At 50.2% G+C, this 23,867-nt stretch carries 24 protein-coding genes; 4 read left to right on the forward strand and 20 right to left on the reverse strand.

Annotated features, from left to right (window positions below):
- Positions 1-68: 68 nt before the first annotated feature.
- Positions 69-791 carry a DUF2231 domain-containing protein gene (locus EK22_RS00660; RefSeq protein ID WP_036247043.1) on the forward strand — a complete coding sequence of 241 codons (723 nt, stop codon included), beginning with the start codon at positions 69-71 and terminating at the stop codon, positions 789-791.
- 112 nt (positions 792-903) lie between these two features.
- On the opposite strand, the gene EK22_RS00665 is transcribed toward EK22_RS00660, so the two are convergent.
- The 5 genes from EK22_RS00665 to EK22_RS00680 form a co-directional block, all read right to left on the reverse strand.
- Positions 904-1,215, reverse strand: a complete 312-nt coding sequence (locus EK22_RS00665; protein WP_020157132.1) for a hypothetical protein — start codon at positions 1,213-1,215, stop codon at positions 904-906.
- 68 nt (positions 1,216-1,283) lie between these two features.
- A complete protein-coding gene (locus EK22_RS24605; protein ID WP_161786363.1) occupies positions 1,284-1,442 on the reverse strand; it encodes a hypothetical protein in 159 nt (52 codons plus the stop codon).
- A gap of 264 nt (positions 1,443-1,706) precedes the next feature.
- Positions 1,707-2,000 (reverse strand): PAAR domain-containing protein, encoded by a 294-nt coding sequence (locus EK22_RS00670; RefSeq protein WP_027146923.1) that lies wholly within the window; start codon positions 1,998-2,000, stop codon positions 1,707-1,709.
- Positions 2,001-2,032: 32 nt separating this feature from the next.
- The gene (locus EK22_RS00675) at positions 2,033-2,617 is read right to left on the reverse strand and encodes a DUF6931 family protein (RefSeq protein ID WP_036247046.1); all 585 of its coding nucleotides are present in this window, start codon (positions 2,615-2,617) and stop codon (positions 2,033-2,035) included.
- Between the two features lie 13 nt (positions 2,618-2,630).
- A complete protein-coding gene (locus EK22_RS00680) occupies positions 2,631-4,571 on the reverse strand; it encodes a type VI secretion system Vgr family protein (RefSeq protein WP_036247048.1) in 1,941 nt (646 codons plus the stop codon).
- Between the two features lie 170 nt (positions 4,572-4,741).
- Here EK22_RS00680 and EK22_RS00685 point away from each other — a divergent pair, with 170 nt between their 5' ends.
- Both EK22_RS00685 and EK22_RS00690 read left to right on the forward strand, forming a co-directional pair.
- On the forward strand, positions 4,742-6,205 hold the full coding sequence (locus EK22_RS00685) for a type VI secretion system contractile sheath domain-containing protein (RefSeq protein WP_036247050.1): 1,464 nt from the start codon (positions 4,742-4,744) through the stop codon (positions 6,203-6,205).
- 38 nt (positions 6,206-6,243) lie between these two features.
- Positions 6,244-8,145: a serine/threonine-protein kinase gene (locus EK22_RS00690; RefSeq protein WP_036247052.1), complete on the forward strand. Its 1,902-nt coding sequence runs from the start codon at positions 6,244-6,246 to the stop codon at positions 8,143-8,145.
- A 19-nt stretch (positions 8,146-8,164) separates the two neighbouring features.
- Here EK22_RS00690 and EK22_RS00695 read toward each other — a convergent pair whose 3' ends face one another.
- The 10 genes from EK22_RS00695 to EK22_RS24080 form a co-directional block, all read right to left on the reverse strand.
- Complete coding sequence (locus EK22_RS00695) at positions 8,165-9,517, reverse strand: tetratricopeptide repeat protein (protein WP_051961567.1); 1,353 nt, start codon at positions 9,515-9,517, stop codon at positions 8,165-8,167.
- 137 nt (positions 9,518-9,654) lie between these two features.
- Positions 9,655-11,337, reverse strand: a complete 1,683-nt coding sequence (locus tag EK22_RS00700; protein ID WP_235209188.1) for a DVUA0089 family protein — start codon at positions 11,335-11,337, stop codon at positions 9,655-9,657.
- A 617-nt stretch (positions 11,338-11,954) separates the two neighbouring features.
- A complete protein-coding gene (locus EK22_RS00705; protein WP_020157141.1) occupies positions 11,955-12,905 on the reverse strand; it encodes a hypothetical protein in 951 nt (316 codons plus the stop codon).
- A gap of 246 nt (positions 12,906-13,151) precedes the next feature.
- Positions 13,152-13,769: a DUF1176 domain-containing protein gene (locus EK22_RS00710; protein WP_152564967.1), complete on the reverse strand. Its 618-nt coding sequence runs from the start codon at positions 13,767-13,769 to the stop codon at positions 13,152-13,154.
- 9 nt (positions 13,770-13,778) lie between these two features.
- Positions 13,779-14,696, reverse strand: coding sequence for a lysozyme family protein (locus EK22_RS00715; RefSeq protein WP_152564968.1), 918 nt, complete (start codon positions 14,694-14,696; stop codon positions 13,779-13,781).
- 352 nt (positions 14,697-15,048) lie between these two features.
- On the reverse strand, positions 15,049-15,351 hold the full coding sequence (locus EK22_RS00720; protein ID WP_020157144.1) for a hypothetical protein: 303 nt from the start codon (positions 15,349-15,351) through the stop codon (positions 15,049-15,051).
- A gap of 387 nt (positions 15,352-15,738) precedes the next feature.
- Entirely contained in the window at positions 15,739-16,965 is a 1,227-nt protein-coding gene (locus EK22_RS22955; RefSeq protein WP_161786364.1) for a caspase family protein, read from the reverse strand.
- A 27-nt stretch (positions 16,966-16,992) separates the two neighbouring features.
- Positions 16,993-17,484: a hypothetical protein gene (locus EK22_RS00730; RefSeq protein ID WP_152564969.1), complete on the reverse strand. Its 492-nt coding sequence runs from the start codon at positions 17,482-17,484 to the stop codon at positions 16,993-16,995.
- A 77-nt stretch (positions 17,485-17,561) separates the two neighbouring features.
- Positions 17,562-17,939, reverse strand: a complete 378-nt coding sequence (locus EK22_RS00735) for a hypothetical protein (protein ID WP_036247058.1) — start codon at positions 17,937-17,939, stop codon at positions 17,562-17,564.
- A gap of 28 nt (positions 17,940-17,967) precedes the next feature.
- Positions 17,968-18,330 carry a hypothetical protein gene (locus EK22_RS24080; RefSeq protein WP_152564970.1) on the reverse strand — a complete coding sequence of 121 codons (363 nt, stop codon included), beginning with the start codon at positions 18,328-18,330 and terminating at the stop codon, positions 17,968-17,970.
- A 556-nt stretch (positions 18,331-18,886) separates the two neighbouring features.
- On the opposite strand from EK22_RS24080, the gene EK22_RS22960 reads away from it, so the two are divergent.
- Positions 18,887-20,338 carry a serine/threonine-protein kinase gene (locus tag EK22_RS22960; protein WP_051961572.1) on the forward strand — a complete coding sequence of 484 codons (1,452 nt, stop codon included), beginning with the start codon at positions 18,887-18,889 and terminating at the stop codon, positions 20,336-20,338.
- Positions 20,339-20,347: 9 nt separating this feature from the next.
- Here the strand turns inward: EK22_RS22960 and EK22_RS00745 are convergent, their stop codons facing one another.
- The 5 genes from EK22_RS00745 to EK22_RS00760 form a co-directional block, all read right to left on the reverse strand.
- A complete protein-coding gene (locus tag EK22_RS00745; protein WP_036247060.1) occupies positions 20,348-20,920 on the reverse strand; it encodes an OmpA family protein in 573 nt (190 codons plus the stop codon).
- Positions 20,921-21,031: 111 nt separating this feature from the next.
- Positions 21,032-21,343: a hypothetical protein gene (locus EK22_RS00750; RefSeq protein ID WP_036247062.1), complete on the reverse strand. Its 312-nt coding sequence runs from the start codon at positions 21,341-21,343 to the stop codon at positions 21,032-21,034.
- Between the two features lie 333 nt (positions 21,344-21,676).
- Positions 21,677-21,826, reverse strand: a complete 150-nt coding sequence (locus EK22_RS25120) for a hypothetical protein (RefSeq protein WP_020157151.1) — start codon at positions 21,824-21,826, stop codon at positions 21,677-21,679.
- A gap of 130 nt (positions 21,827-21,956) precedes the next feature.
- Positions 21,957-22,808: a hypothetical protein gene (locus EK22_RS00755; RefSeq protein ID WP_020157152.1), complete on the reverse strand. Its 852-nt coding sequence runs from the start codon at positions 22,806-22,808 to the stop codon at positions 21,957-21,959.
- Between the two features lie 475 nt (positions 22,809-23,283).
- Complete coding sequence (locus EK22_RS00760; RefSeq protein ID WP_235209189.1) at positions 23,284-23,763, reverse strand: hypothetical protein; 480 nt, start codon at positions 23,761-23,763, stop codon at positions 23,284-23,286.
- Positions 23,764-23,867: the final 104 nt, after the last annotated feature.

The raw sequence follows: 23,867 nt of genomic DNA on the forward strand, positions 1-23,867 counted from the left end.
TTGAATTCCATTTGGAAAGCTGGCGACTTTACACTATATGGACATCGGATCTTTAAAGAAAAAATGCCATGATTGATGCGCTTTATGATCTGCTTGCGAAAATAGGCTACACGCATCCGCTCCATCCGCCCTTTACCCATGGCCCCATCGGTGCACTGATCGTGGCTTTTTGCTTGGGCCTGGCCGGCTGGATCCTGCGCAGACACGTTCTGCTGTTATCCGCCTATTACGCTGTCATAATGGCGTTTGTGTTACTTTTCCCTACCGTGGCGGCCGGCATCATCGACTGGCAATATTATTATTCCGGCGCCTGGATAAACCCGATAAGAATGAAGATCGGCCTGGCAATTTTATTGCTTATCCTGTTATCCATCACACTGATCGCGGGGCGAAGATCGACTGTTCGCCCATTTTCCATGGTTCTGTTGTTCACGCTCTGCCTTGTTAATGGCATAAGCCTTGGCTATTTCGGCGGCCAGTTGGTGTATGAAGGCAGACTTCCGACTGTAAGCGATGAGCTGCTGCCGGGACGGAGAATTTTTATCAATCACTGCTCGGGGTGCCACGCCAACGGCGGCAATATTTTCTATCCGAATCTGCCGCTACGCTCGGCGCCTCAACTGGAAAGCTATGAGACTTTTATTGAATTTGTCAGGAATCCGCGGCTTCCTGATGGTTCGAAAGGCCCAATGCCGGCTTTTACAACCTCCCGATTAACCGATCAGCAAGCGCGTGAATTGTATAACTACATACTCGTGGGATTGGCCAAACCGGTCAGAAGCGGCAATTAAATTGCGTACCGAGCCGTTCTCGCCAGTGACCAGCCCGCCCGCCGCCTATACGTCCGGCGGGCATTATGAATATCTCCGGCAGTCTATGCTAACGGATACAGCAGTTTGCCATTTACCCCCCCTTCTCTTTGCGAAGCATATCTATTTTTTCCTGATGTTTAGCCCGAAACGCATCCCTTTCTTCCTTCGTTTTCATTCCGTCCAGTGTCAGCAAATAGTCACACCGTTCCTGCTCAGTCATGAATTCGGCGCCATAGATATGGGAATAAACAGGCACGTCGCCGACTCTGCCGGTTAACTCTTGAGGCGGTTCGCTAAAAGACTCCTCTTGTTGCTCTACCCCGGACTGTGCACTAGAGTTCAAGGAATAGGTAATCGTCAGTAAAGAGGCCAGGAATGATATAAACAGTTTATTTTTCGACATGAAATCTCTCCTCAGGATTTGGCCGTAAATAATTTCCCTGTTTAAACATAGGCTGCAAGATTCTGATTTCAGGAAGTCATTTTTAGCCAAATTCTTAATACTGGATAAATAGCTCCTTCCGCTTCAACGAAAACGAAAATACCGGAAGGCATTGAATCAACGTAAGCAGGAGTTAAAGCCACTCCGAAGGTTAATTCCACGAAAATCAGGTTGTACTTGTTCGGCATTATTGAAATGCTAAAAACGACCGTCATTCCTCGTGGCTGACTGACTAAAATGGGACACAGGGCTTTTTTATTAGTTCAGCGTTGGTTTTGAGCGCCGGGCGCAATCGGCCGGCCAGTCAGTTGGCTAGCTTACGGCCGTAGGGAAAGTGTTATTTGAATGCCGCAACCGCTTCAGCGGCAAGAACAAACCGCAAGCTGGATTACACAATATCCGGTTATGAAAATACGCTGCGGTCCAGCCGGCCAAATATCCGAGGTTATTTTTCAGCCGCCAATCAGTACTGTGGGATTACCAATCACAATAGTGCCGCCGTGCGCGGTTGAATCGCCCATCCTGGCCGCCGGCATGCCACCAATCATGACCGTGGCGGAGCCTTTAATGATGGAATCAGGCGGCCCTACGCACACAGCCATGTCGCCGACTCTGGCAGCCGGCATTCCGCCAATTAATACGGTCGGTGCCCCCATGGCTATAGGCCCGCCCACATGAGGCACAGGTCCGGGATTGACCATCGGACAGACATGCATATCAGAGATTCTTGCGGCCGGTTGTCCCATTGATTTGCTCCGGTTTTACTTATCAGTGAAAATTATTGGACGGCTCTGCCATCGCCGCCGTTGGCGATATGAAGGCCTTTTTTCAGAAACAGCCGATAGTTGGCTTTGATCCTGTCCGCGCCGCTCCGCACGGCCGCCAGCATGACCGCCCCGATGACCGCCTTGCCGGTTAACTCCTCGGCGGGCGGAACGACCGCCCCTTCCGCCGGAGAAATATTGCCGCCGCTCCAGAATGCGGCTATGGCCGCCCAGCCGGCCGGCGTCTTGAATTGGGTGGCTTCGGCCGTCGGTCTGGTCAATTGCCGATTTTCTTCCGTCGGCTTATAGACCCAGGCTTCCGCCGCCTCAATGGCTTTAACGTCAACCGGAGACGGTGATTCGCCCAAAGTGAGGCGCGCGCACGAACAGGCCCACCAGATAGCCTCCCGCTTGGGCAAGGCAACGGCCAGAAAGCGTACCGCATCGGGATAAAGCTCTTTTTCTATCAGTTGCTGAAGGTATTGCGCGGGCGCGGTATCATCCTGCAGCAACTGCCTGGCTTCCTCGTCCAGCTCGACCAGACTGCAAACGGCGACTGCCGTGGGCTGCTTGATCTTGACGAAATTTATCTCTGTCATGTCTAAATCCACACTAATTGATCATGGTGATGCCGCCTTTCAGCGTCAGCATGCCGTCGCCGTTGACCGTGGTCATGGGGCTCTTGGCGTCCAGCTTTGTGTCGCCCTGCACCGTCACCATGAGGCCTTTAATGGTAATGCCGGACTGATCGATCTTGATGCTGTTGCCGCCGACTTTTAATTCGATCGAGGTCATCGCTTCGGTCGTGCTCTTGCCGACATCGACCTTGACCGAGTGGTCGCCCATTTTGACCTGCTTCGTATCATTGCCCTGGTCGAGCGTCGTCACGCGATTGCCTGTTTTGACGGTCAGCGTATCGTTGCCTTCATTCAGCGTCACGGTCCTGTCGTTTTGGATTTCGATGGTCTGATCGCCTTTATCCTTTTTGTCCAGGCCGATTTTGCGCGTTTCATTGTTTTCGATGACGCAATTGAAGTCCTTTTCGGCATGCACATAAACTTCCTCGGCATCTTTTTTATCCTCGAACCGGATTTCATTGAAATTGTCGCCGGTGCCTTCCTTGCTGCTGCGGGTCTTGATGCCGCTTTGAGTCTGATTGGCCGGCAACTCATAAGGCGGCATCTGGTCGGCATTGTAAACCCTGCCGGTGATGATAGGCCGGTCCGGGTTGCCTTCCAGAAAACTGACGATGACTTCCTGGCCTATGCGCGGCAGGGAAACCCAGCCCCAATTCTTGCCGGCGGTCGGGAATGACACGCGTACCCAGCAGGAACTGTTCTCATCATTCTTGCCTTCCCGGTCCCAGTGGAACTGCACCTTCACGCGCCCGTACTTATCCGTCCAGATTTCCTCGCCGGCCTTGCCGACGACAATCGCCGTCTGCGGCCCCTGGACGAACGGCACGGACGTGCTCCGCCGCGGCCTGAACTGCTGTTCCGCCCGGATGGCCGTAAAAGCGCAGTCAAACAGCAGTTCCGCCGGCGCGCCATCGCTGCGGTACTGGTTGGACTCGATCAGAAAATCGGTCGATACCAGCACGTGTTTGGCATTCTCCTGGGCGCTGTAGTGGTCTTTCAAGGTGAAAAGCATGCCGGGCGTCAGGCCTCTGGCATTGCCCTTGCCGCGAATCACCTGGTAATTGGTCTGCAATTCATCCAGACGGATATTGGCATAGCTTTCGCCGTCTCCGGATTCCGTATAGTCGCCGGGATAATCATAACGTTCGCCGTCGGCATGGGCATGGGCCTTGCTTTCGGTGAATTTGGCCAACAGGCTGGCTTTCGGCTTCTCGAAATCGAAATCGTTCAGCACGTAGCAGCCTGACTGCACTTCATGGTGGTTATGCCACTCGAAAATATGGTCCCGCGTGCGTTGGACGGCGTTTTCAGGGGGGAAATAAGGAATCTCGGCGTAATCGGCGACAGTCTGGTAAGCGCTGACAGCATCGGCGATCACCAGCGTATGCTTGCTTTGCTCGTGCTTGAAGAAATAGTAAATGCCCTCGCTTTCCATCAGGCGGCTGACGAAATTGAAATCGCTTTCCCGGTATTGCACGCAGTAATCGCGGGGCTTGTAATCGCCGCTCAATTCGACCTTAAGATCGCTGAAGCCGTTCAGCTCGAATACTTTCTTGATGATGTCGGGAACAGACAGTTCCTGAAAGATCCGGCAATTGGATGTACGCGTCAAGAACCAGAGCCACGGACGGAGCACGGCGCGATAAAGATAAAACTCGCCCTGCGTGCCGTGATGCCGAAATTGCGTCGCCAAACCGTGATAATAACGTATGCCCCCGACCGGCAACTCCACGGCGAGCGTCATGGCCTGGCCGAGAATTTTTTTGGCATCGATCTGTTTTTCCTCACTGAGCAGATCTATTTCATATTCAAAAAGCCTACCCATTTCTTCATAGCCTTTCATGCGGCTGAAAAGCAAAACATCAGGGCCTAACGGTGAAGTAACGGATCCAAATCGAGTGTCTTGTGTGGCCATATTCCAACGTACTTCCGTATAGAATCAAAAAATGCCATTGATACTATCAAAATGTATCTGACTATTCAAAGCGATTCCGGAACACAAGCTCGACCGGAAACTTGCATACCGGCAAACATCGAACTATCTTAAGCAAATACATTAATTTTTCACCGCTTCAGGAGCCTTTCATGCCCGGACATTTACAGTTCGATTTTCGTTTCAGTACTGCCGCGGACCCGCAGCCTGCGTCCGATGATTTACCCATGCGCATACTGATGATGGGCAACTTCAGCGGACACCGGCACCTGGATGCCGGAGCGGAAAACCGGAAAATAATGACCGTCGATATCGATAATTTCGATGACGTCCTGTCGAGATTGAAGCCGAGTCTGAGTTTGCAGGAACCTCGGCTGGATCTTGAGTTTCACTGCCTCGACGACTTTCACCCTGATCACCTTTATGCGACCCTGGACGTTTTTCATCAGCTGCGCCAGTTGCGGCAAAGCCTGCAAAATCCCGCAACCTTTGCACAAGCGGTCGCGCAGCTTCGGCAGACAATCAATTTAAAGGACGCCGCCGACCCATCTGTTGATGCGCCGCCGGTTGACGGGCAAGAGGCAATGTTCGAGCGCCTGCTCGGGAAAGCGCCCGCGCAACAGGCTCGGCCACAATCCTCGCTGGACCGGCTGCTTGGGGACATGATCGCGCCCCATATCGTCGAGAAAACCGATCCGCGCCAGCCCGAACTGCTGGCCGAAGTCGACCGGGCAACGAGCGAACTGATGAGGACCTTGCTGCACCATCCCGATTTCCAGGCGCTGGAAGCGCTATGGCGATCGGCATACGCACTGGTTTCGCGCCTGGAAACGGGCGAGTCGCTGCAACTGGCGCTGCTGAACCTGTCGCGGGACGAACTGGCGCGGACGGTTCTTGATGCCGGCGAGAACCTGGAAGCCTCGGCCATTTACCAATTGCTGGCCGGACAAGGCATAAGTCAGCCCTGGTCGGTATTGGTCGGCGCTTATACTTTTGCCGACACCCAGGCGGATATGCAAGTGCTTGCGGCTCTGGGCGCCATGGCCGCAAGCCTCGGCGCGCCGTTCCTGGCCGCCGCCGACAACAGCCTTCTCGGTTGCGCGTCGCTGTCTCAATCCCTCCACCCCTCCACCTGGGGCGATGTGCCCGCATGGCGAGCGCTACGCGCAAGTCCTTACGCGCAATGGCTAGGCCTGGCGCTTCCGCGTGTTCTGTTGCGCCTGCCCTACGGCAAGCAAACCGATCCGCTGGACAGCTTTGAATTCGAGGAACTGGCGACGACGGACGAGCACGAGGCTTTTTTATGGGGAAACCCGGCTTTTGCCTGCGCCAGGCTGCTGGCGGAAAATTTCCAGGATGCCGGCTGGTCGATGTCGCCCGGCCAGCACTTGAATATCGACGATCTGCCCGCCTACAGTTACAAGGAAGACGGCGAAACGCTGATGCAGGCCTGCGCCGAATGGTATCTGCCGGAAACCACGGCCGAAGCGATACTCGAGCGCGGCATCATGACGTTGTCGAGTTACCGTAACCGTAATAGCGCCCGCCTGTTGCGCTTCCAATCGGTAGCCGCGCCCCTTTCCGGACTTGCGGGAATCTGGCGCCCGGCGCATTGATCAGCTTTATCAACCTCAACTCACAACCAAGACACACTATGGGCATCAATAGACCCGTTTCGGATACTTTATCAGCTGACGATGATGTCACGATACTGCGCCCGGAAAGTCCGGCCAACGCCAACAAGGCAACGCGACAAAGCAACTTCGGCTATCCCGATCGCTTGACGATTCTGGATATGATTGATCAGGGCGGCGTCGGGCGCGTCAATCTCGCTTATGATGAAATGATCGGCAGGCGTGTCGCGGTCAAGGAACTGCTGGATGAATTCGCCGCGAATAACACGACTAATAAAGAAGTTGCCAACTCGTTCATCCACGAAGCCAAAATCACCGGCAAGCTCGAGCATCCCGGCATCGTGCCGGTTTATGAACTGGGCCGGCGCAATGACGGGCGGCCTTATTACGTCATGCGCTACGTTAAGGGCGAAACGCTGGAGCAATCGCTTAAAAAATGCGCACAGGCTGAAGCCCAGACGGCATTCGCGCGGCGCATCAAACTGCTGGACAGCCTGATCAACGTCTGCGACACGATAGCCTATGCCCACGCCAAAGGCGTCATACACCGGGACCTGAAGCCCGGCAATATTATCAGCGGCGGCTTCGGCGAAACGATTATTCTCGACTGGGGGCTGGCCCAGGTCCTTGACGATCACGACAATACCTATTTCTATCGTGAAGTCCTGACGCACCAGCGCCACACGCTCAGCGACAATACCACATCCGAAGTCCTGGGAACGCCGGCCTACATGGCGCCGGAACAGTTCAACGGCCTTGCCGGCAAGGCCAGCGATGTCTATAGCCTCGGCGTTATCCTGTACCGGATACTCGCCGGCGAACTGCCCTATCGCGGCTCGTTGTCGAGCATTCAGAAACAGATCGAGGCACGCAAGGCATCGCCTTCGGCAAAACTGGTCAACCCATCCGCGCCGCCTGAGTTGGCGGCCATTTGTGAAAAAGCCATGCACAAGAATCCCGAGGAGCGGTTCGCCAATGCCGGTGAATTGGCCGCCCAGTTAAAAGCCTTTCGGGATGGCCGCATGGTCAATATTTATGCCTATTCCAAACAGGAGCTGCTGCGCCGCTTCCTGACGCAGAACAAAACCATGGTCATGATGGCCGGCTTACTATCGCTGGCCGTCATCGGCGGCGCCGGCTTTTCAGTCTATTATGCCAGGCAGATGGAACAGGCTAAAACGCAAGCCGAGGAATCCCTGGTCATGGTGACGGCCTTCGGCGAACAGTCGCAACAGCAGGCGCGGGCGATAGCCCGCGCCATCACGGCCGGAACCGGCCGCCTGTTCTCGGACCTTAATCAAGCCGCGGTCCAGCTCGACGTTTCGAACCAGGAATCGGCCCGGCAATTGCTCGCCCGGTTGCACAGCCAATACCCGAAATTCGAGTCTTTTTCCCTGCGCAACGCCTCCGAAATTTCAACCGCCTTCAGCAAAGAGGGCGGCAATCCTGCTCAACAAGATTTAAAACCGGTAGCCGAAATAGAAAACCAGCGATTGATCCTGGTTTATCGCGTGCCTGTACTGCAAGACGGCCAGATTATCAATTACCTTGAGGCCCGCATGTATCCGGAAAAAGTGCTGCCTGAATTTTTCCCGCTCAGCGCCAAATCCGAGACACATCCGCGCGATGTCTGGATTATGCGCAACGACGGGCTGATCGTCTTCGACGAATCGCCCAAATATATTGCCAGCAATTTGTTTATTGACACGACCAGCAATCCATCGCCGTCCTTACAAGCTTTCGGCCGCCTGATGCTGATCGACGACGACAGCATCGGCTATTATTCCTACATCGAAGGCAATACCGAAACCTATAAAATCGCCGCCTGGGATTCCGTTAACTTCGGCTCTGACGAAAGCTGGAAGGTGGTCGTCAACTATACCTATATGCGTAAAGAGGTAACCCCGCGCCCGCTGTTCTGACAGCCCCGGCGAACGGCCGCTAGTTTAAAACCGCCGTCACCAACAGGCCGACTACCGGCTGCCCGGCTTCCTTGCGCAGCACTACCGTTTCCGCCGCGCGCAGGTCGAAGCCCGAAGCGGCCAGGCTGGCTTTGATATAATCATGCGCATGCGCATAACGGCCGTGAGGATTCAACCTGAAGCCGTTGCCGCTCTCCTCGTCGCTTTTTTCCACGGTGAAAACCAGGCTCCCCGCCGCCTTCAGCGCGCCCGCGGCCGCCTTCAGTAAAGGCGCGAGATCGCCGAAATAAACCAGCGTGTCGGCCGATACAATCACATCGAACGCGGCTTTTTCCCGGCCTAAATATGCCACCAGATCGGCTTCGACCAGTGCGTCATAAATTTCGCGCCCTTTGGCTTTACGCAGCATGCCGGAGGACAGGTCGACGCCGACCAGCGTGCCGGCATAAGGCCGCAGCAAAGGTCCGCACAACCCGGTGCCGCAGCCTGCGTCCAGCACCCTGAGATCCTGGCGGGGCTCGGGAAAAAGCGTGGCAACGGCCTGCGTGACCAGTTCGGGCGCCCGATAATCCAGGCGGTTCAGCACGGTGTCGAAGCTGGCGGCAAACTTGTCGAAGATGTCCTGAATATAAGCCTCGGAAGCCCGGTCGGGAACGTCTTCGCCGAGACAGGCGGAAAGATGATGCCTGGCGATCGGATTGCCGGGATCGGCGGCAAGCCAGTTGTGCAAAACCTCTCTGGCTTCCTCGGACTGGCCCGTTTTCAATAGCATTTTCCACAGGCTCTCGTAGGCATATTTGTGATTCGGCCTCAAGACAATGGCTTGTCGGTAAGCCTCGGCCGCTTTCCGGCACTCGTCCTGCTCCTGATAGGTATTGCCGAGATTCTGGAAAACATCGGCATTGTCAGGGCTGAGTTCGGCGGCTTTCAGCAACACGCGCTCCGACTCCTCGTAGGCCTCCAGGTTTCGGAGCACCACGCCCAGATTGTTGCAGGCGCCGGCATGATCGGGCGCCATGTCGATCACTCGCCGGTAGGTTTCGGCGGCCTGTTGCATGTCGCCTGTTTCCTTGTAGATATTGCCCAGATTGTTGCAGGCGTCCAGGTAAGCCGGATTGATTTGCAATGCCTGCTGGATGTTGGCGATAGCCTTGTCGCTCTGGCCGGTCTGATGCAGCAGCACGCCAAGGAAATGCAGTGCATCGGGATTGTCCGGCTGCTTTTGCACAATCGAGCGATAGATTTTCTCGGCTTCGGCCAATTGCCCTTTCTGATGCAGGCTGATCGCTGACGACAGGACATTGCCCGGATTCCCCCGTTTTTGCCGCTTCTTGTTGTTCTTGGCTGCAAGCCGTCGTTCAGTTCGATTCATAACAGTGTGATTGATATATCTGGCTGATCAGGCCGCCATGACTTGCCAGGCCCTGTCCGGTGCCTTTACTGCAAGCCATAGCCGCCGGCAAAGGCGCCGACATGTCGGGTATATTCGGAGACAACAGAATCCGCCGTTTAAAACTCCAGCCTGACTCCCGTGGCAAAAGCATGGTTAGTCACATTCTGCCGGTCGATCATCGTGTTATAGGCGACGAAAGCCGCGAGGCCATCGGCAAACTGCCCAGCCACATTAAACCCTAACTGCATGTAATCGCGGTCAGGCGCATCCGAGCGAATGCCGAAGGATGTAGTACCCTGCACAAACTGAACCTGGCTCAGGCTGGCGTTATAGCTCGATTCATGAACCCATTCGAGATTCAGTTGAGGCGTCACCACCCCCCAGGACGCGCTATGGGTGTACGACGAGCGCGCGCCGACTTTGGTGATAATGGATTCAATGTCCTGCTGGCCATAATTGACGGCAAAATTGACGCCGTTGTTTTCGCGAAAACCATCGACTTCCGTTTTCGTATAATCAAAGCCGACGTAAGGGCTGACAATGAAGTTTTGATGGCGATAATTGTAGCCGGCGCTGATGCCTGAGGCATATTGCATACCGGTTGTAGTGCCTTTGGCGGTACGGTTGAAAAAGCTCATGTGGCGTTCAGACTCATAATCCAGGCCGCCGACGCTGGCAATCGCGTCGATATAAAAGTCATCAATATTATAATTACCGTATACGGAACCCGTATAGGAAGCCGTGTACAGTTCGCCCGCGCCGTTCAGAAAGCGGGCCTTGTTATGGGTGTTGTTAAACGCCACGCCGACAAAGAAAGAATCCGTCACCGCATAATCGGCGCCGACCGTCACACCTTGCGTATCGAATTTGTAGCCTTGTTCATTGACGGTTTTGTTTTTGTCCCCGAAGCCGCCCTCGATGTTTACAAAAACGCCCAGGCGTTTGAACAGTTCGGGCATGTCATCGGAACTGGCCGCGCCTACGTTCAGTCCGGCGATGTTAAATCCTCCGCCTCCGCCGGTTTTCAAGGTGGTTATGCGGCCCTGAATACTGCTGAAATTCGCGCTGGAAGTGGCAACGGTAGTCGCGCCTATCGCATTGATCTCCTCGGGCGTAATCTGCTCAAGGACTTCCGCCTGCGCCGCGGGGCTCAAGCCGGCGATAGCCGCGCAGTCGGCAATCAGCGAGCGTGTTGACGCCGAACCGCACAAATCGTTGACGGCCTCGGCCGTAGACCCCATATTCGAGGTTAAAGCCTCTATTTGCGAAGAACCTATGACACTGCCGTCGCTGGTACTGCCTCCGGCAAATGAAACCAGCCTGGCGGTGCCGGTGCCGGAGCCGGTGCCCGGGATGATCATATTGGAATCGCCGACCATCACCAGCACTTCGCCTGTGGCGTCATTTACCTTTGTGCCCAGGATGGCATCTTCTTGCGAAAAATAATAATCGGAAACCGCTACCGTATAAGTGCCCGGAGACAAGCTCATATTATCAATCAATGAATTGTAATCAGGACTGATGCCGGCCGCGCCGCAATCGATCTGATCACAACCATCATCATCAGAGGCAATGGAGGAAGTAAAATTGCCCGTACCGCTGAACAGATAAATCTGAGGATCGATCGTCGGCCCGCTGGTCGCGATATCGACGGGCATGGCGCTCGAAAGAGTAAAGGGCAAGTAGCCTATCGACCCTTGTCCTGACTCCGTAATATTGAATACCTGACTTGCTATTTCCTCACCATAAGACAGCGGCGACATCAGCAATGCCGATAGGGTGATTGTTTTCTTTAACATGGTGCTCCAGTTATTATTATTTTTTAAATGAGTGGCCTCCGGAGATAAAAAGGAGGCTTAAATTTATTATTTTTATGGTCTTCAGAAGGAAGATGGGGAATTTTACCGGCTTCAATAGCCGGCGCCAATTTAAAATTGGCGTAGCCTATCTTGAGCGCCCGCAACGCTCAATATCAACAAGGGTATTTTTTGCCTTATCGCATCCGGCGATGCTTAGCCCGGATATTTTATGGAACCACAGACGACCCCAGGGACAGATATTTGCTCCTCGGCAACTGCTCCTGCGTCGCCTAAAGCGCCTACTGTTGGTGCTCTACTACACGCCATCCATGGCGTTATGCGTTTTCGACATTCGCCACATCCCTGCGGCTTAGCGGGCAGGCTGGGTTGGAGCTTTGCGGAAACCCAGCATAGGGGGCTTCGAAATGCTGGGTTTATCAACCCAGCCTACACCACTTGGGAACGTGAATTTTATATCGCCCGCAACTGACTTGTCTTTCCGTCCCTCTTCGGCGTTGCCTACAGGGATGTAGGTAAAGGGCGTGAGCAGGACTACATGGACAGGAACAGAAGTCCTGCCTCAATCGCGGGTCTTGTCTCATTCCCGTTCCTTAACATCACACAACGCCATAGACAATCTCAAAGATTTCTTCAATTGAGGCGGTTGATTCATCAATCATATAGGCACTGTTATTGGGATAGAAAGCGTAGATTTTATCGCCCTGATGCTTGTAGCGGAATTGCTCGCCATGCTGGATCATGGGTACGCCTATGCCCTTGTTGACGAATTCCTGTATGGCTTCAAGTTTCGGGCTGTAATAGTTCTTGACGCCATGCACTACGTTTTCCAGGTGCAACTCATTCGGGTTATCCAGATTCAGCAGGGCATACAAGTCATAATCGCCGTGCATATATTGCATGCGCGTGCAATATCGGACGCCCTCCAGCCGGGCATGGCTGTTTCTCCACTTCGGCGTTGCCGTCAGCGCCGTTTCGTCAAAACTGGCCGGCGCCTCCTCTCTGGAAATCATCAGGCATCCATAGTATTCACTGTGGACATCGGTATCCACGGCGAAACAGCCTTTATCGCTGCCGTGCCGCCTGAATACTTTTTTCGCTCTTTCATCGGGGGTTTTATCCTTTAGGAACTCGCTCCAGGCATCCATGGCTTTTGCATACTTGCCGTCCTTGAAGGCTTTTGCGCCCACCAGCGTGGGGTCGACAACCAGTCCGGCGGTTTTGGCATAGATATGGCCATAGGCAAACGGTATATAAGCATCGGAATCGGCGGTTTTCGCCTTGCAGTCTATCGGCTTCGGATACATGTTTCTGTTGCCTATGTATTTCAGCGATTCGGGATTGGTCGCCCTGACCAATATAATATGGTTGAAAGCCAGGGCCGCCGCTTTAAAAACATTGACGTCGCCCCGCCTGATGCCCAATTGATTGTCGCTCCAGTCAAAGGGCTTGATTTTCCCTGACAGCTGGGCGTGCCTGAACGGCTCTCTGTGAATCTGGCTGAGGTGGCTTGCCCGGGCATTGTACTGTTCTAATTTATTATATTTCATTGATTCTCCAAAAATCCTGCTGGCTGATTTCGCCTTATCGGCAACTAAGGAACGCGCATAAAATAACTTCCTCAAGTGCGCGGATGGAATTTCCGGTGTAGGTGCGAATTCATTCGCACCTACAATTCCCTGATTTATTCCATGCCCATTACTAAGCGCTCATCTTGAGTTCATGGACTGGCGGTTGCGAAAAACGTCCGCTCACCCGGCTCAATTCTGGCGCCGCTTATCAATCGAAATTTCGGCTTATTTTTCTTCATCGGGATTCTTCAAGGGCCACTCCTGAGTATCTATAGGTTTATCGGCCGGCAGCGCCTCGCAATCGCGCACTCTCAGTTGTTTCAGTACGGCGGCATGTGCTTCAATCCGATATCGCAAAAATTGGCCGCAATCGCCGATACCCCGGTATTTTCTAAACACGTCCAGCGCTTGCTCATCCGCTATCACCGATGGCAAGCCCGTGACCAGCGCGGAATGATATCGCTCCAACCGGCCGGCATCAGGGGCTTCGAACTGCTCGAAGCTCAGTTGGGTTATTGCACCGTCCTTGTCCAGATAAAATAAGTATGAACCCTGGTAAGCCCAGCGCTCGCACTGTACTTCAATAATGCGGGTATCGGCGCCGAAGCCGTGCATGACGACACCGGGGCCGGCCTCATCCGGCGATGCCAATGGGCAATCCGAAACATCCCAGTTTAGTCGGGCGTGCCATTGTGCCCGGGTTAATTGGGTTTCGGCGTTAATACCGGCATTTTCGCTCTGGCGGATAGCGCAGGCCATAACGCCGTAGCAAAGGATTATTGCCAGAAACCGTCTCAAGCGGCACTTGTTTTCTCTTACACCGCTCATGAGTGCCATTTCCATGATGCCTTCTTAAATACTATTGCAAAAACGCAGCAGGAATTCGATATTATCGGCATAACCCTTGATGATCTGCGCCTGGTCCGTTCCATTGATGATTCTGCGTGCATTTCTGTAATCGACGTAGTCGCCTCTGATGTAATCGCCCAGTTTCTTGCCGGTGAATGTTCCGTTGCGCATGCCATACGACATAATCCGGTAGGCCGTATCGGGGTCGAGAGCGTTTTGCGGATACAGGTACAAACTGCCGTTTCCGCTCAAGCCGAGAGCGGCATCCATTTTCCTGTAATTGCTTGCCCATGTCAGCTGCACATACCCGCGCCCGTAATAAGTATTCAGATGCACTCTTCTTCCCGTGCTATCGCTCGGGTCAAGTACCCTGACGGGATGTCCATAATCATAATTGCGTCCCTTGCCGTACTCTTCGATAGGCTGCCAGGTATTGGCGCATTCATGCTTAACCGTTGCCAGCATGTAAGCTGCCCAGCGGATATCCGTGACATCCGAATCGGCGTTCAATTGCTTTAAAAGATTTTGCAGGCCCTGTTTTGCCGCAACGCCCAACCTGGGATATGAATACTGTGATTCATACAGCTCGACAAAAGCATCGCTATCGAAAGATGTGAAATGATTGCGGCTAAAACCCGACGGCAGATAACTCTCATGGGTTTTTATGCTCTCCCTTAACATCGCCAGAGTCTTACCATCCGGGTCAATTCGCCCGTCCGGACTACTAAACCTCAGATCCGGGTGATTAGCCTGAAAAGCCTTGATTGCATCGATCAACTCCCCGTTTATCTTGCCAGTAACCGTTAAGGGAGAAACGAGTTCCGTATGCCTGGCATTATTGTTGATAAGATTTTGTATTTTGATTACATCGACTGTTTTGTTGGCGCCGTTCAACCCCACTGATTCCGCTATCGTTACCATATCAACTCCCGAATTTTAGGCGATTGTCATCATCTCATTTCTTATTATTGATTCTTTATCATATTTCATTAAGTTTTAGCTAAACTTAAATTCATACTCAACTGTGTCATCCTGTTCTTTAATATGCAGGTGCCCGACTGATTTGCATCATAACCTTACCCACTTCTGCACGCTAAGAGGCAATTGGCTTTACCCCCTGAACCTCTGCAGTCAAAGGCAGGTACCCAGTCTTATCATCCCGGTATTCGTGTGCAAGGGCTTTTGTGGTATGCAAATTCAGCGGCATTCAGTTATTAATTCATTTTATATCACTAACGATTCGACTCCTGATGTCAGCAGCATGCTGCTCATTCTATTGAGGAATCTTGATTGGCCGCAACGTATTGATTGGACGCTCGAAAACTTGAGTTGAAATTTTATCGATGAGATCAGAAATAAAGCACCGGCTAGTTTCATCTTCAATTTCTAGCGCATCGCGCTTCGGCACCAGGGCCATGCTTTTGAAATAAATACCTATGCACTGAACACCGGATTCGGACGGATCCGATATTTCATATACTTTCAGCATCCGCAGGCGTAGCCCGTTCTTCACGTCAATTAAAGCGCTGTGCAGCAATGTTTCAATATGATTACGCCAATGTTCTGATACGGACATCGGTTAAGCCCATGCGAAGGATGGACATAAACGGTTGAGAGATTTAATCATGGATGGCGAACGATTACTCTACAGAGGTACATACGAGATGCCTAGCAATACAGGCGCTGTGATGATTACTGGTTTGTGATCTTTGATCACCCGGAATTCCGATTTGCTACATTCAGACTACTTGTTACGAATTTACCGTCATTGGCCTAGTATGAACTAAGTAATGGGCATGGAATAAATCAGGGAATTGTAGGTGCGAATTCATTTATGTCCTATGGGTACTTGTGCCCTTCAGGGTCATTCGCACTGTGCGGATACCAACAGTAGGCGCCCTAGGCGAATCCGCGCCTACACCGGAAATTCCTCGCACTTGAGGAAGTCATTTTATGCGCATTCCTAAGGCGAATCCATCGTGAAATAAAACTCTCCCTCAATAGACCCATTTTCCCACGGCACTTGCTGGCCACCCGTTTCTTCCTTAACGGCGGTACGTACCTTGCGTAACATCATGCCGATTTCCAGTCCAGGTTGATCGATTTGTTGCAGCAGGTGTTTGGTATAAGTGCCGTTTCTGCCGCTGCCGTCTAAAGCCACATTGTCAGGATTTGTTGAAAAGATCAGTAAAGTACCATTAGGGGCATTCATGCCGATCAGTCCCCGGTTAACAGCACGGGTACTACTGGGAAATGGATTGTTGCGACAGGCATCCAGAAAAACCAGATTCAAATGACTATTGCCTTCACCCATTTTTTCCACCACATCATTGGCACTGATCGCTTTGCGTTTGACGTCGTCTTCTCGCATCAAATTGGCATCAACGGGCAATAAATAATTCTCACCTTTAACCTGCAAACCGTGCCCGGAATAATAAAACAAGCCAATACCACCGCCTTTCAAACTCTCGCCGAATTGATAAACCGCATCGGCCATCGTTTCAAGATCTGCGTTGGTCTTCAAGATCACCTGGAAATTGAACTTTTTAAGCGCTTGAGCAATATCCTCGGCATCGTTAGTTGGGTTAGCCAGTTGTGCCGTATATTGATAAGCGCTGTTACCAATAACTAATGCCACCCTGCGCTCATGCTTGTTATTATTCAGGACAATAGTATTGTAACTAGTGGGCTTGACAGCTTCAGGCGATGACGCCTGATTTGAAGAGGGTGCTGATTTCTGTGGCTTGCTTCTATGATCAGTATAAGCAGGTGTCTCCTGGATAGCCACAATCGGCGATATGACCGCTACAGCCATCGGATTTTCATCATCCGTTAGCTTATCTTTATAAATAAAACTAAACGAGATCGGCGATCGCTCATCGTAAGGTGGCTGAGTATGATGTGGCTTGGCTTTATAACCAGGTGCTTCGGCGATGATATCGTGACGCTGCCCATTCACCAGAATTTTGAGATCCCCCCCAGCACTAATCGGACTACCAATCGCGTTACCATCGACAAAAAAACGGGTGTTGTCTTTGTTGGAAATAAGCGTAACAACCCGATCAGCATCAGCCGATGCCTTCGGATAGTTCAACTTGTCTTGTGCGGAAAACTTGCTGCCTTGCAGTGCCGTAGCGCATCCAGCAAGACAGAACATGTACACTATTATTGCGACGTATTTATTGATCATTCTAGCCATAGCCACAGGTTGATTTTTCTACCGCTTTGATTTGCGGCTGACCCGTTTTTTCACAGGTTTCGGCATCGGTTGTGGCGCTTGGCTTACTGCTGTTTTGCATTCGGCCATCATGAATTGAAATTGATAAACAGGAAAATCATAAGGCGGTTTCAGTTTTTCAATTTTTGCTTCACAACCCGGAGCTTCGGCAGTCACAGAGTGTTCGCCTTTACTATCAATACATACCTTTAACTGTTTAGCACGCCCCATTTCCTTACCATCGACGATAAACAGGGTTTGCTCTTCACTAGAAACCAAACGTAAAACCTCATCCGCTTGTTCCGATACTTTAGGCTCATTAACGCAAGTTTGTGATAAACCTTCTTCAATATTGGTTTTGGTATCGAAAATACCTGCCTTGGTGTTGTCGACTTGCTTTTCAAACTCTCTCGCAAATTTTGTTCCGCAACCCACACTAAACATTGCAATCATCATCACTGCAACGGTGGTTGTGCATCCAGAATACTTCATTCATTTCTCCAGTGTGCTGAAATAAACAAACGCTCATCGCCTAGAAACATATCAACGAGCGTTATATTTTTGGGTTATTACTGATATTTGGACTTTTCAAGAAGCTCCTGCTCACCTACCTGCATTTTTGCGGCGGAGCCTTCTAGTTTTACAGTTTGGACGTAATAGAAAGGATACATCGTATAAGTAGTGTCCAGACGGTAATTTATAATTGCATCGGCACCGGGTTGTTGCGCTAACGCATCGCTCATCAGTTTCAAAACCTTCTCCTTATTCAATGTAGGCGGAATCAAGAACATCCCTTCTTTGACTGTCGCACTAACATGTCCCATGGGTTGTACGTTAGAATTTGGATAAGCAAAATGTGCCGTAGGCTCAAAAGTCCCATGAGTGGTAGAGCAACCAATCTGAGACAAGGCAAGAGCTACAAGGCTGGTAATTAATTGTAAACGCATGATATTCCTCATTGGATAATTAGTTAGATTATTTCAAGACTTGCGTGCCGGCTTTCATTCGTGCGGCGGTGCCTTCTACTCGATAGGTAACTGTGTATATCGGTAAAACAAGAACTTGAGTGATATCCATAAAATGAAGAGTATTAATCAGCATGTCTGCGCTAGGGCTTTGCTCAATTGCCTTGGTAATGGCTTCATATTCAAGACTGGAAGATTTATCAGGTGGAACAAAAAAGGATGTTTTACTCGCCTGTCCTTGAACATGACCCAATGGATAAACATTACTATTGGGATAATCAAAATGTGATTGAGGCGCCAGTTTCGCTACATAAGTTTGCGTGCAACCTGTAGCTAATAAAGACAGCATAATTAATGAAAGTGATTTTTTCATGGGTTCTCCAAACCTTGGAAAATTAATTATTATTAAGTTTTGTAAAGCGGATTAAATACTGCTGGGGGGATTATGGCTGCTTAATATATTTCCAAATAATCGATATTTTAGGCAGACAAGATGAATTTACTGTGATTCCTTTCATTTAGTTATTCCCTGTTTAATGCTGCTACGGTAGAAGTGTTTTGGCGGTATTGATTGGCGAGTAATAGTAGATCAATATGATCTAATAAATCAAGGTCAAGTATATCTAACCAGGCGAAACTACCATTTGGCAAACAAATATTAACTATTTCTGTTAATGAGTATTATTAAACGGGTATTTTTGAAAGTATCTTTCATGACTTAGAAACCAGAACGGAATCATCTTTAATGCTATCGAATCAGTCAAAGCTAACTTAGAATATATCCGAATAATTCGAGATATTTTATAAGAGCTGGAGTTCTCCTTTAACAGATGTGTTCTGGACGCAGAGAAAAATCTTAGTTCAAAAAATCAGCTTAAAAACATCAATTATTTGCTGGGATAGATTCTTAATTAGTTTAGGTAGAAACAATGGAAAAATCATGTATTGAGGATAAAACAGTTTTAAAGGGGCGATTTGTGCTACAAGAGGTTATCGGTCAGGGAGGTATGGGGACCGTATATAAAGCATTGGATTTAGTGGCCCGGGAAGCACGTGATAAAGATCCCTACCTCGCTATAAAGCTTCTTAATCCTGAACTGCTTGATGACCCCAGATTTTTCGTGGCGATGCAACGAGAAGCTAAAAAAGCCAAGTCACTTGCCCATCCGAATATTATTACAGTATATGATTTTGATCGTGATGCGGGTAACATTTATTTAAGCATGCAACTTCTCAAAGGACGCCCCCTCAGTTCCTTGATTAAAGAATATCCGTCAGGTATGCCATTTAAAAAAGCTTGGCCAATTATACAGGACATGGCGGCGGCATTGTCTCATGCACATAAAAATGGCATAGTCCACTCCGACTTCAAACCAGGTAATGTTTTTGTAGACGATAAAGGCCAGGCAAAAGTCCTGGACTTTGGTATCGCTTGTCCTTTCAATAGAAAGGGGCAAAGTGATGACGACACCACCGTGTTCCATTCCCGTTCATTAAATGCACTATCGCCCGCTTACGCAAGCTTGGAGATGCTTAATAGCCTGGAACCTGATCCAAGAGATGATATTTATGCCCTTGCCTGTATTACTTATGAACTTCTGTCAGGTAAACACCCTTTTTCGCGATCGAACGCTCAGCAAGCCTTCGATTTAAAAGTGCAACCCACCTCCATAACTACGATAACAAGATCGCAATGGAAAGGATTGTTACATGGCTTGGCGCTGAAACAGGAAAGCCGTTGTGAAACGATCGACCAGTTCATAAAAGAAATTTCTCCGGCAAAAGCCGATAAATCAAGATCAATCTCCGCGTTTTCAGTGATATTTTCTATTGGTCTACTTACGGTTATTTTGTGGCTGTTCTATGGTAAAAACGGCACCGGCTATGATGTAGCAAACACTGATACGCCAAAACAGAATCCCTTGGAAAAAGTGGAGACCAGTTCTATTCAAACTGATATGACAACAGATCAGCATCATCAAGAAAAAATGCTTATGCCCTTTCATGAGTCATTGAAACTGCGATCGTCCGCAACGAATTACCGTATCGGAGAATCCATGACGTTATTGCTGGAAACGGAAAAACCGATGTATGTAACCATTGTTCATATAAGTACAGATGGGCAAATTTCTACAATTTTTCCTAATGCCTACGAACCGGATAACTGGCTGACTGCCGGAAAGACAGTCAGCCTCCCAAAGGAAAATGCGAGCTATGAACTGACTGTATCAGGCCCGCCCGGAATAGACCGCATAGAGGCCTTCGGAAGTGCTGAACCTCTACCTCTAACGGAGAAGATTATTAACTCAAACGGTGAACTAAACCCTCAGCTAAAATCATATATCTCATCAAGAGTTAGTTTAACCATACCGGTTCTATAAATCTTGCTGCTATGGAATCGCTACAACTCGCACGCGTCTGTTTACCTCGCTATACGGGTTATCAGGATCCAGTAAATTGCTCTTTCCGAGTCCTGAAAATTTTATTCTTGATGCGTTCAGCCCATGCCTCTTAACAAAGAAATTGCGAACGGTAAAGGCTCGCTTTAGTGATAAATCCTTGTTGTATTCATCACTACCCTTTGCATCGGTATATCCTTCCACATGAAAGTTCAATCGGCCAAGCTCACCAGATACCAAGGCCTCCGCAACTGGAGTTAATTGCCTGATAGCTTCTTCTGTCAATTGAGCGGAGTTAAATGCAAAACGGACTTCCAGGGAGATTGCCTGGGGAGTTGAAGCCAAGGAAGAAGACAATCCTGCTTGTCCGGTTGGGCGAATGCGAATGCCTCGTGTCAGCACTTTATCCCCCCTTTCAGAATGAGGCTTAAAGGCTTGAATGATTTCCTCTTTTGTAGGCGCTCTGGCACCGACATTTAAATCTTCCGCCCATAGAACGTTAACTGAGGTCAGGCAACATCCTATGGCCAGAGCAATGCTGTTTGTTTTTTTAAAAATACCCATAATCTTACTCCTCACAAAACTATGATAAATATTCGTCCAACCGTTCAGTCAAACGGAAAGCTGTGTATACTTTTGAATCCAAAAAGAGTTCTTTACCGGCAGGAAGTATTGTTACGCTCTGTCTACCAACATGCGATTGCCCATAGCCGATAAAGGTATGTCATTGAATAACTTTTGAGGAGAGTCCATGGCTTTAAAAGCTTTTACCGTTTGTTCAGGAGGAACTTCCAATGCCCATACTTTTTCTTTCAAATTCCATTCCTTCGAAATAGCAAGTAATTCCCGCAATAAATTCCTGATTGCCTCTTTCTTATCAGAAGCTGAGAAATAAATTCTCGAAATGCATTTTCCAAACCACGCAATAAGGAAACATCCCTGCGGGATGAAGCCAATGATTAAAACGTCCGCATCAAACCACCACACCCCGAATAGACGCTATTCTTTTTTCCAACCACATGTAGAAAAACCTTCGGCCCAAAGCACAGTTCCTCGACGGGAATACCAATAAAACCTGGTCTTATCTCGCCAAGCTTCTCTAAATGTGAATTAAGAGCTGGTTCGTAAAAAATTCCAGAAAAACAAAGCCGCCGCGAGTTTGCCGAAGACGACGTGCACCATCAGTCCATTGTAAGAACGCACTTTACTGGCTCATTCAATGCCTGTCTTTTCTTCAGTCCAGGCAAGTAAAGGCTTCAATTGGTGCCAGACACGAGAAACGGCTGTGGACCACCATTGATCCTGAGGTTCCAGATAGCGCTACCCTTTTTGTTTTTTAACCGGTGTCAAGACAGTCAGGTTCTTGGCCTGCCTGACGGCTTCGGCATCGGGTTGCCGGCTGCCGATCACATGCACACGCACGCCATAAAAGTACAGCTTCTTGGTGGCACAATAGCCTGAGTCCGCCAACTCTTTCGCAACGCAGGCTTTAGATGTATTGGGGGTGAGTGATGTCTTCCTCAATAGTTTAACGGTATCGATGAACTGGCTTCTATTTAGCTCTTAATTCGCATTATAGTTTTGTCCTTCTCTCCTATGCTCATAAATCATCAGTGCGGCGGGTGCGCACTTGATAATAAACTTTTCCGGAAAGATTTTTGGTTAAGGCTTGCCCTCCCCAGTGCATCACACGCCAATGCGAAGGATTGAACATCACCAGCGGCTGATTGATCAGAAATTGTGCATTCCGGACAGGTCCCCGAAGCTTGAGGCTCCATACCCCGGTCATATGATTAAAACTGGCAAAATTAGCTTTTCTCGCTTCGTAGTCAGCCGTTATATCCACAAGTACATGATACAGACTCTCGATGGCCATGTAGCGATTGATGCGGGCGGGGTCGGCCCGACTGAAGTCATCGAAGCCATCGGATCCCGGGTCTTCTACCCTGATAGACTCTTTCGGGCCTTCAACAATATTCCAGCGCTGCCACGCCACGCCTTGGGCAATCTCATCGACCTGCAAATTCGTCAATTGCTTCTCAACAGACAAATTGTCGAGATGAGACTCCCCTCCTCCACTAAACCGGTTTACCCATTTTTCATAGGTGGCGCCACTGGCATTCTGTGCTGTCGGGCCAATCGCCTCTTTAGTGAGCTTTATACGTCTCTTTATTAAAGGACTCAAACGCATGCCATAGAGATCCAGAAGCATTTCCACAACATCCCACTCGCAAAAGACAATGGCAACCTTGAAAGAATCTCTGAGCGTTTTCCATGGAATGTTGTGATGCCATGTGAAGTCATACGCGAGGTTACCGTTGGTCGGATTGACCGGGGCGGGAGGCGGGAATAATCCGGCTGCCCGCGCGTCCTGGATTTTCCAATCGGTTCGAGTCCAATGGTTCGGAGAATCCGGTCTATCAAGGCCATCGAGAATTGGGCTGTTCGGCATAACAATACTCCATACAAAATTAGAAAAAAATAAGGTCAAAAAGCATAAACAGTCAGGCCCTGCACCAGCACATCCTCAGGAACGGGAATGAAACAAGACCCGCGATTGTGGCAGGATTTCCGTTCATGCTCCTGGCGTGCTGACAGGTGCCTGGCAGGCTATGTCTCTGTTTGCGCAGTGCCGTAGGACGGAAAGACAAGGGTTGCGAGCGGCATATCATTCACGTTTCTTAACCATGAACATGGAATGCCTCACGTTTTCATCGGGTTTATCCTCCAACCCCATTCAAACTCATGTCCACCCCCCTCATCCCGCACGCCGAGGCAGGTGCTCGACCGGCTTGTCTTCCGATCCGGCTCGGCAGCAGTCGGGCAAGCGCAGCGATCATACCGACGCTGGGCGAACAGCAAAAAATCATGACCCCGCATCCTGGCAGGCGGCGGGAGCACTGTCCGCCGCGGCTCGCGCCAGCCTGTCACTCCGGTTTTATCGATCGATCGGTGATATCCACAATATACTTTCGGCCAAGCTCATCAACGATTTTCAGCTTTTTGCCGAAAAAAGACTTGCTCATGGATTTAATGAAAATATCCTGTACATCCTCTTCCATCACGGGATCGTATTGGACATCGTAGATTTTTAACAGCCAACGCTCCTGTCCGCTGGCAACGTCAATTGCAGCGATATAGCCGCCATTTTGCTCCAACCCCCGTTCTTTCCCCCAATGGACAACTTCGTAGCGCGTGTCGTCTATTACAACAGGCGCTACTTCCGCGGGTGGAAGTCTATCAGCTTGCATCATAACCTTAACCTCTTCTGAATTATTCAGGCTTGTTTCCACATCGGGTTGCGCGTACGAATATTTCACCTGCCCGTACAGGAAAATAAAAAGCGTTACTGCCGCAAACAGAGCGCGCACTAAAAAATGTCGATAAAAAAACAAAAAAATTTCCATGTAAATCACTTAACTGATGTTATGCACGGGTAATTTCATCCTGTGCTGGCGTTAAAAGTAAGTCACTCGCCCTCGGGTGCGTTGAATCGGCCGGATCGCCGGTT

Source organism: Methylobacter sp. BBA5.1 (assembly GCF_000746145.1).
GTDB lineage: Bacteria > Pseudomonadota > Gammaproteobacteria > Methylococcales > Methylomonadaceae > Methylobacter > Methylobacter marinus.